Source organism: Actinomadura sp. B10D3 (genome assembly GCF_039871695.1).
Taxonomy (GTDB): Bacteria; Actinomycetota; Actinomycetes; order Streptosporangiales; family Streptosporangiaceae; genus Spirillospora; species Spirillospora madurae.
On the sequence record NZ_JBDPLY010000034.1, the window covers coordinates 106,484 to 112,965 of the forward strand.

The window sequence follows — 6,482 nt, forward strand, 5'->3', positions numbered from 1 at the left end:
GCGTTTTAGCGGATCGCGATAAATTGGAATAATCCTGCTGACCGGGTCTTGATTTCCGTGGCCACTCGGGTAGAAAAAATCCAATCCCCTTTCCCGAGGAGGCACCCCCGTGAAGGCTCCCGTCAGGCTGGCCGCGCCCTTGGCCGCCGCGTCCGCCGCGCTCGCGCTGGCCGTCCCCGCCGCGTCCGCCGCCACCACCACGATCCGTGAGGAGAACGCCACCGGAGCGCCCTACACCGGCAACTGGCAGGTCTCCACCGTCGGGACGCTCGACTTCTCCGTCGACTTCCTGGGCTCGAAGGTGACCGGCTCGTGCGAGAGCGCGACACTGCAGGGCACCGTCGTCCCCAGCGGCGCCGGGGAGCTGACCGCCGCGTCGATCGGCGCGTGCCGGACGTCCAACGGCCTCAGCTCCCCGCCGACCGATCTCGACCTCGGCGACCTGCCCGACAACAGCGGCCAGGTCGCCTACGACCCCGTCGCCGGCGGCCGGGACGGAACGCTGTCCATCAACGGCGACCTGCGGTTCAAGATCGAGGGACAGATCCTCGGATTCACGGTCACCTGCTATTACGGATTCCGCACGGGTGACACCGAAGGGCTCGTCTTCGACGTCTACAACCGCGACAACCCGAACCGCCCGCTGCCCGACCAGGACGACGCCCAGGGCCGTTCTGACAACATCACGCTCGTGCGGCAATCGGGAAGCAGCTCGCTGTGTCCGTCCAACGGCAGCGGCACCGGCTCCGCCATCGCCCGCGGTGAGAGCACGCCCGGATCCGGCGTCTTCGACCGCAAGCTCTACCTGACCTCGTAGCGCACGCGGAGCGGCGGCCGGTCCCCAAGGCCGGTGCAAGGGAGTGGTCATCCACCTCGGGGCCCGGCCGCCCTCACTGTGCCCTCGCGGTGCTGGGTCGCCGTGTCGGAACGACCGGGGGCGTACGGCCGGAATCCTTCTGGACGAACGCGAGGAACTCCGAGACTAACTCCGCTGGTCAGTGCCGCGTAATGACACCGCGCTTACAGTTGTTTCCCACTCGTGTCCGGAATCCGGCGTGGCTTAATCACCCGGCTTCCCCCTAGAACGTCACACCGCGAGCACCTGGCCCGTCCTGTTCCCGTAACCGTCGATTCCCGGCGGCCACCGCCGGGACGGACCAGGGAGCCGGCATGCGTGTTCTCGTCGTAGGGTCGACCGGCGTCGTCGGACGCAGGCTCGTCCCGCTGCTGGAGGCCGTCGGGCATGAAGTGACCTGCCCGGCGCACCCGCCCGCCCGCGCCGTGACAGAGGCGGCGCCGGAGGCCGTCGTCAACCTCTTGACCGCCACGGAGCGCGACTTCCCAGCCCAGGCCGCCCACACCCTCTATCAGGCCGCACAACGGGTCGGCGCAAGCCGCGTCCTCACGCAGAGCCTCGCCTACGCCTACCAACCAGGTACCGGCCTGGCCGACGAGGACGCACCACTCTGGACCCACCGCACGCCCAGGCGGTTCGCGCCCGTGCTGCACGCCCTCCTCGAACTCGAACGGCTCACCGACGAGGCCGGCGGACTCGTCCTGCGGTACGGCCATCTCTACGGACCCGGATCCGCCTACGCGCCGGACGGGTCCTTCGCCGCCCGGGTCCGCGCGCGAAAGGTCCCCCTCGTGGGCGGCGGGCACTCCACCCTCTCGTTCACCCACGCCGACGACGCCGCCACAGCGGTCGTCGCCGCACTCGACAAGGACGTCACCGGCGTCCTCAACGTCGTGGACGACACACCGGTCACCATGCACGAGTTCCTCCCCGCCTACGCCGCCCTGCTGGACGCCCCCGTCCCCAGGCGCGTCCCCGCCGCCCTCGCCCGTCTCACCACCGGCTCCTGGGGCGCGGCGTTCATGAACGGGCTGCGCGGCGCCGACAACAGCCGCGCCCGCCGCCGCCTCGACTGGCGCCCCCGGCACCCGTCATGGCGGGCCGGCATCCAGGGAACATCGCTGCGTGCGGGACAATGGGAGGCGTGAGAGCGGTGGCCATCTCCGACACCCATGCACCGCGGCGCTGGAAGTCGTGCCCGCCGAGGGTGGCGGAGCATCTGCGGGAGGCGGACGTGATCCTGCACGCCGGAGACGTGTGCACCGCGTCCGTCCTCGACGAACTGGCCGAGTACGCTCCCGTCCACGCCGTCCTCGGCAACAACGACGGCCCGGACGTCGCCGCGTGGGGCGCCCCCGAACGCCTCGAACTCGACCTGGACGGCCTCGCCGTCGCGATGGTCCACGACAGCGGCCAGGCCCGCGGCCGCACGGCCCGGATGCGGCGCTGGTTCCCGGACGCCGACCTGGTCGTCTTCGGCCACTCCCACATCCCGCTGGACGAGACCGGCGACGGCCTACGCATCTTCAACCCGGGGTCGCCCACCGACCGGCGCCGCCAGCCGCACGGCACCCTCGGCCTCCTCGACGTCCATGACGGCCGGCTCACCGGCGCCCGGATCGTGCCCGTGACCTGACCCCGCCCTCGACTGGCGGGGCGCCAACATGGAATCGTCCCCGGAGAGAGTCCGAGGATGAGGAGTCCCGCATGACAGACCGCGTCACCGTGAACGTCCATGAGGGAGTCGCCGACGTGCGGCTCAACCGGCCCGACAAGCTCAACGCCCTCGACATGGCCACGTTCGACGCGCTCGCCCAGACCGGCGACGCCCTCGCCGCCGACCCGTCCGTGCGCGCCGTCGTCCTCTCGGGCGAAGGCCGCGCCTTCAGCGCGGGGCTGGACTTCGCCAACTTCGCCGCCATGGCCGGCGACGGCGCCGCCGACGGCGGCAGCGAACGGTTCAGACGGCTGGCGCAGGACATCACGGCACGCGAACCGGGCCGCATCACGAACCTCGGCCAGCAGGCCGCCCACGTCTGGCGGGAGCTGCCGCAGCCCGTCATCGCCGCCGTCCACGGGCACGCCCTCGGCGGCGGCCTGCAGATCGCGCTCGGCGCCGACATCCGGATCGTCGCCCCGGACGCGAAGCTGTCGGTCCTGGAGATCCGCTGGGGCCTGGTGCCCGACATGACCGGCACCGCCGCGCTGATCCGCCTCGTCGGCGAGGACGTCGCGAAGGAGCTCACCTTCACCGGCCGGATGATCTCCGGCGAGGAGGCCGCGCGGATCGGCCTGGCCACCCGCGCCGCCGACGACCCGCACACCGCCGCGACCGAGCTAGCCCGCGAGATCGCCGGAAACAACCCCGACGCCGTCCGCGGCGCCAAACGCCTCCTCAACCGCGCCGCCGACGTGGACCTGGCGGGCCAGTACCTCGAAGAGTCCCGCACACTGGGCGCCCTACGCGGCACCCCCAACCAGGTGGAGGCCGTCCACGCCTACTTCGAAAAGCGCCCACCCACCTTCACCGACCCCACCTGACCCACCTCAAGAAGTGACCAGCGGGCTGCGTCGCAGATCAGCTTGGACGTCCCGCCGGGTCGCCTCCGATCACCATGCCTGTTGGCGAAGGGATTCTGAAATGTGACACTGAAGGTCGGGGTGATAAACGAACACGGTGGAGCCGGAGCCGATGGCGCAGAGCGACGACGCGCACAGGACTTCTCTGCACTATCGGTCACATCTGCCGATGGGAATCCGTTTGATCACCGCGCTTTTGGTGGTGTCGGCCCTGTCTCCGCTGTATTGGTGGGGTGTGCAGGCAGGGATCCCGTCCTACGTGGCCCTCCCCGTCGTCACCGTTGTGACAGTCCTCATCTCGAACATTCTCCTCACGCAGAAGGTGGTGCTGACGGGCGATGGTGGGCTGACCATCACCAGCCTGGGGCGGCGCACCGTTGTTGATGTGCGGCGCATCTATGAGATCAGAGTTTCCGCGGCCGCCCGCGGGGGATTCGGCTTCGCGCGGGTCCGCTGGGATGGCGGAGGGCTCCGGATGTGGCAGGCGATGACCTACCTTCCCGATCCACGTCGCAGGCACCGTAACCCCGCTTCTGGGAGCGTCAGCGAAGACTTTCGGGACCTGGTCCATCGCCTGTATCTGATCAATCCAGCGATAACCGTTCGTGGCATCCGACCACCGGCCTGGGCACTCTCACCGGCGCTGCACAACCCACCCACACCGCCCTACGCGGCACCCCCGACCACGTAGAGGCCTTCCACGCCCACGTCGGGAAGCGCCCACCCACCTGACCCGCTGTCCCTGCTGTGAACAGACGATCAGCGGGGTGGTCGTATGTTTGGCGCACGGAGGCGGTGATGAGGGGTGTCCGGACCTCGTGCCCAGTCGTTTGATATAGCCGCGGTTGAATACGCGGCGAGTCGGCCCTCTTATCCAGCCGCGCTCTTTGACTCCATCGAGGAGTTCGCAGGCTGTCGTCTGGCGGGGGCCCGGGTCGCCGATGTCGGCGCGGGTACCGGAATCGCCAGCGTGCTTCTGCGGGAGCGGGGTGCCGATGTGATCGCGGTGGAGCCGGGTGAGGCGATGGCCGGTGAGTTGCGCCGAAAGCCGAGGTCTGCGGTGCGCTCTTCGGACAGCGATGCCATCCGGTTGGCGGGTCTGACGGGTCTGCACGTAGCGCGCCGTCAGATGCGCTGGAGCCGAACCGTCTCGTTGGACGTGCATCTCGCCAACATCGGCAGCCGCTCGGCATTCCTCGTCCTTGACGATGCCGCTCGCCATGCGTTCTTCGTCGATGAGCGTGAGCGGCTGCGCAGGATCTTCCCTCACCAAGAGGTGGAAGAGACCTACGTGGTTGATCTCCTGGTGGCGCTCCGCTCCTGACGTGGTGCGGCGGCGCGGTCATGCTGCCCTGCCCGCCCAATGCGCCTCGATCAGTGGCGCGCAGGCCGTGGGTCCGATGGGCTGCGGATGGTTTCGCGTGGTGAGGGGGCGTCCCCGAGTGTGTGTTGGGTGCCGACGGTGGTCATCGGTGGGAGGGCGGCGCGGGCTGTGCTGGCCGATGAGTGCGGCGTGCGGGGGGCCCATTCGGGCGGGGGTGGCCAGGCATGGGACGCCGAGCTTCGGCAGATCTCCAGCGGTCTCCGAGGGGCACCCGGGTTGTCGTGGGTCTGTTGCTCGGCGAAGACGATCAACCCCCCCGGGTGGCTTTCAGAGGCCACCGGTGGTGGGCGTTCGTGACGTGTGGGGGCCTCGGCGCACGTGTTATGCGGCCAGGAACGCGCCGAACGGGAGGTTTCTGACTACCCAGAAGGCGACGATCACCCCGAACAGGAGCCAGATCAGAGCCGGGTGACCCGCCTTCGTGCGTGCGGGCCGATCAAGGGTGCGGGCCCGCGTCCACCTGAGCCAGAAGTACGCGAGGAGCGGCAGCATCACCACGGTCAGGACGTTCAAGGCGAATGCCTCTTGGATCCGGCCGTGCGCCAGCGCGTGGACAGTACGCATCGATCCGCACCCCGGGCACTGGAACCCGGTCAGCGAGAGGAATGGGCAGGTCGGGTAGTGCCCTTCTTCGTTCGGATCGACGACCGCGACAAGGGAGACGGCGGCGACGGCGAGAAGCAGCACGCCGCCGGGCTGGAGCAGCCGGACGGCGGTCGCGACCGGTGTCCGGGCGCGGGTGCCGTCCGACTGCTCAGAGATCGGCCTGCCCGGCACTCGCCGGGCAGGCCGCCGTTCGAAGGTCATGATCAGGTGCTGTTCTGGGCCGCCACAGTGACGAAGAAGTAGATGACGCCGACGATCACGCCCAGCACCGCGGACACGATCGCCCACGTCTTCGCGTTGTTCGACGCCTTGTACGCGCCCGCGTGGTCACCCGACATCCACTTCGAGTTGACCTGGGCGGCGAAGACGATGGACACGATCCCGGCCGGCAGGCAGCACAGGATCGTCGTCGCGATCGCCCAGGGGAGGTGGTTCGGGGGCGGTCCGGCGCTGTGAGCCGGGCCGGGCGGGGGCGCGGGCGGGTAGGCCATGGTTGGTCCTCCATGCTTGGGCTGGGGTTGACTCAGTAAGTAGATGTCGATCAGGTACGCCGGGTTCCCACTGAAACACGAAGATCCTGCCAGGTCACGCCCAATCGGTGCCGAGTTGACGACGGCGCGTTGATCACGTAGGTTAACCCCTCGTCCCCACACGGATGCAGGACGCCCGCACGGCGGCCGGCCGGACACCGGGGAAACCACCACTCGATCAACCGACGCGGCTTCGTCGCGCCGGGTCAGTCGTGGTGGGTCGGAAAAGGCTCGTTTTGACAATCGGGCCGGATCTGATGAAATAGCTCCACCGCCCGGAAGGTGCCGCGCAAGCGGCAACGGAAAGGTGTATCGGAGAAGCCGGGAAATTGACAGCCCGGAAGAATCCGATAAAGTAAGACGAGTCGCCCCGGAGCGGGAAACGCGAAAGCGGATCCAGCGCGGTGGGTGTCCGTTTCTTGAGAACTCAACAGCGTGTTAAAAGCCAGTGCCTTTATCGGTCCGGCCTGTGGGCTGGACCGCCCCGTGATCATCTTTTGGATGGTCTGGGATTTCTTTGAGGCAA

The 6,482-nt window shown here is 68.8% G+C and carries 9 protein-coding genes; 6 read left to right on the plus strand and 3 right to left on the minus strand.

The genetic code is table 11. The annotated features are described in order from the left end of the window. The first annotated feature begins 109 nt into the window (after positions 1 to 109). The 6 genes from ABGB11_RS36155 to ABGB11_RS36180 all read left to right on the plus strand — a co-directional run bounded on the left by ABGB11_RS36155 (position 110) and on the right by ABGB11_RS36180 (position 4,760). Positions 110 to 817 (plus strand): hypothetical protein, encoded by a 708-nt coding sequence (locus ABGB11_RS36155; protein ID WP_347639992.1) that lies wholly within the window; start codon positions 110 to 112, stop codon positions 815 to 817. A gap of 353 nt (positions 818 to 1,170) precedes the next feature. Beyond that, the gene (locus ABGB11_RS36160) at positions 1,171 to 2,004 is read left to right on the plus strand and encodes an NAD(P)-dependent oxidoreductase (protein WP_347639993.1); all 834 of its coding nucleotides are present in this window, start codon (positions 1,171 to 1,173) and stop codon (positions 2,002 to 2,004) included. Then, positions 1,992 to 2,492, plus strand: coding sequence for a metallophosphoesterase family protein (locus ABGB11_RS36165; RefSeq protein ID WP_347639994.1), 501 nt, complete (start codon positions 1,992 to 1,994; stop codon positions 2,490 to 2,492). The genes ABGB11_RS36160 and ABGB11_RS36165 overlap by 13 nt, the downstream gene beginning before the upstream one ends. A gap of 71 nt (positions 2,493 to 2,563) precedes the next feature. Then, positions 2,564 to 3,397, plus strand: coding sequence for a crotonase/enoyl-CoA hydratase family protein (locus ABGB11_RS36170; protein ID WP_347639995.1), 834 nt, complete (start codon positions 2,564 to 2,566; stop codon positions 3,395 to 3,397). A 151-nt stretch (positions 3,398 to 3,548) separates the two neighbouring features. Further along, positions 3,549 to 4,127: a hypothetical protein gene (locus tag ABGB11_RS36175; protein WP_347639996.1), complete on the plus strand. Its 579-nt coding sequence runs from the start codon at positions 3,549 to 3,551 to the stop codon at positions 4,125 to 4,127. Between the two features lie 114 nt (positions 4,128 to 4,241). After that, positions 4,242 to 4,760, plus strand: a complete 519-nt coding sequence (locus ABGB11_RS36180) for a methyltransferase domain-containing protein (RefSeq protein ID WP_347639997.1) — start codon at positions 4,242 to 4,244, stop codon at positions 4,758 to 4,760. Between the two features lie 381 nt (positions 4,761 to 5,141). On the opposite strand, the gene ABGB11_RS36185 is transcribed toward ABGB11_RS36180, so the two are convergent. From ABGB11_RS36185 to ABGB11_RS36195, 3 genes are all read right to left on the minus strand, one after another. Continuing rightward, positions 5,142 to 5,627 (minus strand): DUF2752 domain-containing protein, encoded by a 486-nt coding sequence (locus ABGB11_RS36185; RefSeq protein WP_347639998.1) that lies wholly within the window; start codon positions 5,625 to 5,627, stop codon positions 5,142 to 5,144. Between the two features lie 2 nt (positions 5,628 to 5,629). Continuing rightward, positions 5,630 to 5,917: a CD225/dispanin family protein gene (locus ABGB11_RS36190; protein WP_347639999.1), complete on the minus strand. Its 288-nt coding sequence runs from the start codon at positions 5,915 to 5,917 to the stop codon at positions 5,630 to 5,632. Positions 5,918 to 6,162: 245 nt separating this feature from the next. Beyond that, positions 6,163 to 6,482: hypothetical protein (locus ABGB11_RS36195; RefSeq protein ID WP_347640000.1), on the minus strand; the 320-nt coding region annotated here is incomplete at its 5' end.

Excerpts from the sequence above, each read along its gene's own strand:
- ABGB11_RS36160 (WP_347639993.1), top strand. The coding sequence starts at position 1,171 with ATGCGTGTTCTCGTCGTAGGGTCGACCGGCGTCGTCGGACGCAGGCTC.
- ABGB11_RS36165 (WP_347639994.1), top strand. The coding sequence starts at position 1,992 with ATGGGAGGCGTGAGAGCGGTGGCCATCTCCGACACCCATGCACCGCGG.
- ABGB11_RS36170 (WP_347639995.1), top strand. The coding sequence starts at position 2,564 with ATGACAGACCGCGTCACCGTGAACGTCCATGAGGGAGTCGCCGACGTG.
- ABGB11_RS36175 (WP_347639996.1), top strand. The coding sequence starts at position 3,549 with ATGGCGCAGAGCGACGACGCGCACAGGACTTCTCTGCACTATCGGTCA.
- ABGB11_RS36185 (WP_347639998.1), bottom strand. The coding sequence starts at position 5,627 with ATGACCTTCGAACGGCGGCCTGCCCGGCGAGTGCCGGGCAGGCCGATC.
- ABGB11_RS36190 (WP_347639999.1), bottom strand. The coding sequence starts at position 5,917 with ATGGCCTACCCGCCCGCGCCCCCGCCCGGCCCGGCTCACAGCGCCGGA.